This is a genomic window from Lentilactobacillus sp., assembly GCF_040773105.1.
In the GTDB taxonomy this organism is placed as follows: Bacteria; Bacillota; Bacilli; order Lactobacillales; family Lactobacillaceae; genus Lentilactobacillus; species Lentilactobacillus parabuchneri.
The window spans coordinates 1-2,109 of record NZ_JAXGWW010000297.1 but is presented as its reverse complement, the minus strand read 5'-3'; the positions used below and the strand labels follow the sequence as shown (position 1 = coordinate 2,109).

The 2,109-nt window shown below is 47.3% G+C and carries 1 protein-coding gene; it reads right to left on the bottom strand.

What is annotated here, in order from left to right:
* The coding region (locus tag AB3112_RS10930; protein ID WP_367334504.1) for a Tex family protein at nt 1–2,039 on the bottom strand (2,039 nt) is incomplete at its 3' end.
* Nucleotides 2,040–2,109: the final 70 nt, after the last annotated feature.

Genomic DNA, 2,109 nt, shown 5'->3' with positions numbered 1-2,109 from the left:
TTGGAAATATGAACTAAACCATCCTGCTTGACGCCGATATCAACAAACACACCAAAGTCGACGACGTTACGAACCGTTCCTTGAAGTTTCATCCCCGGCTTCAAATCTTCCATCGTCAACACGTCTTTTCGCAAGAGTGGTGCCGGCATTTCATCCCGTAAATCCCGACCAGGTGTTTCAACGCCCTTAATAATGTCTTTAAGGGTTTCTTCACCGACACCGATCGCCTGGGCTTCCTCAGTTAAATGAACGTTACTCAAAGCAGCTGAGACGGTCGCATCACCTAATTGATCAATGGCCAAGCCATGTTGTTTCATCAATTTTTTCGCGGCGGCGTAACTCTCCGGATGGATATCGGTATTGTCCAAGGGATTGGAACCGCCGATAATCCGTAAGAAACCAACCGATTGTTCAAATGCCTTTGGGCCAAGCCGGGGAACCTTCTTGAGTTGTGAACGATTCTCAAACTGCCCAGTTTCATTTCGATACGAAACGATATTTTGAGCCGTCGTTTTGGTTAACCCGGAAATATGAACGAGCAGCTCCGGACTGGCCGTATTTAAATTAACACCGACCCGGTTAACTGCTGTTTCAACGACTTGATCCAATTGTTCCCCCAACTGCTTTTGGGGAACATCGTGTTGGTATTGACCGACACCGATTGATTGTGGATCGATTTTGACCAGTTCGGCCAACGGATCCTGCAGTCGACGGGCAATGCTGACAGCTGACCTTTGTTCAACACTAAAGTCGGGAAATTCGTCTCTGGCAACTTGGCTGGCCGAATAAACTGACGCGCCAGCCTCGTTGACGATCACATAATACACCGGCGACTTAATGTCTTTAATGGCATCCGCGACGAACTGCTCGGATTCCCGGCTGGCTGTCCCATTTCCGATCGCAATCATTTCAACGTGGTTTTTATTGATAAAATCAATGAACAGCCCCTTGGCCGCTTTGCGTTTCGCTTCGCTTGCCGGCTTATGGGGATAGATAACGGTTTTGTCCAAATACTTACCATTTGGATCGACGACGGCTAATTTACAGCCGGTTCGATAAGCAGGGTCAAAGCCCATCACGACTTTTCCCTTCATTGGCGCCTGCATCAATAAATTGTAGAGGTTCTTGCCAAAAATATCGATTGCGTGATCAGCTGCGATGTCGGTTAATTGTTTGCGAATTTCCCGTTCGATCGCCGGTCCGATAAATCGATGATAAGCATCTTCGATGGCGGCTGCGACAATATCTGCGGCATAGCCCTGCCGGTTTCCCACCGTGTTGGCTTTTAAGTGCCACAGGATCGGCGTTTCGTTGACATCGACTTTAACGTTTAAAATCTTTTCTTTTTCGCCACGGTTGATTGCAAGTGTCCTAAATGATGGAATCGATTTGATCGGCTGGCTGAAATCGTAGTATTGCTGATAAATCCCTTCTTCATCAAGGGTTTTGCCATCTCGTTTCACTTTGGCGACCAGTTGACCGTACGCTTGGGTATTCCCGCGAACCCAGTTACGAAAGTCAGCGCGGTCACCGGCTTCTTCAGCAATGATTTCATGAACACCAGCCAAAACGGCCGCCTCGTCAGGGAGTTCCTTGTCGGGATCAACGGCTTGTTTCACTTGCGCGGATAAATCCGAAGCAAATCGCACGGCCGCTTTTGCTAAAGGTTCCAAACCACGTTCTTTGGCAATCGTTGCCTTGGTCCGCCGCTTTTGTTTGTACGGCAAATAAAGATCTTCAACTTGTTGAAGGACTGGGGCCTGTTCAATTTGCTTTTTTAATTCGGGGGTCAGCGCCTGCTGTTCATCAATAATCTTGATAACTTCTTCTTTACGTTTATCAAGGGTTTGAATCCGGTGAGCGGCGTCTTGAATATCTCGGATTTCAACTTCGTCCAGATTTTCCGTCCGCTCTTTTCGATACCGGGCGATGAAAGGAACCGTGTCGCCTTCATCGAGCATCTTCAAAGTTTCTGCAATCTGTTTTTCCCGGATTTTCGGTAAATCGTGATGAATCTTGTGTATCAATGCTTCGTTCATTTATTCCACCTCGTCAATAATGTCACGTTTAATTATAGCATGCCGGGCTAACTGAATTGGCCTTAAACCG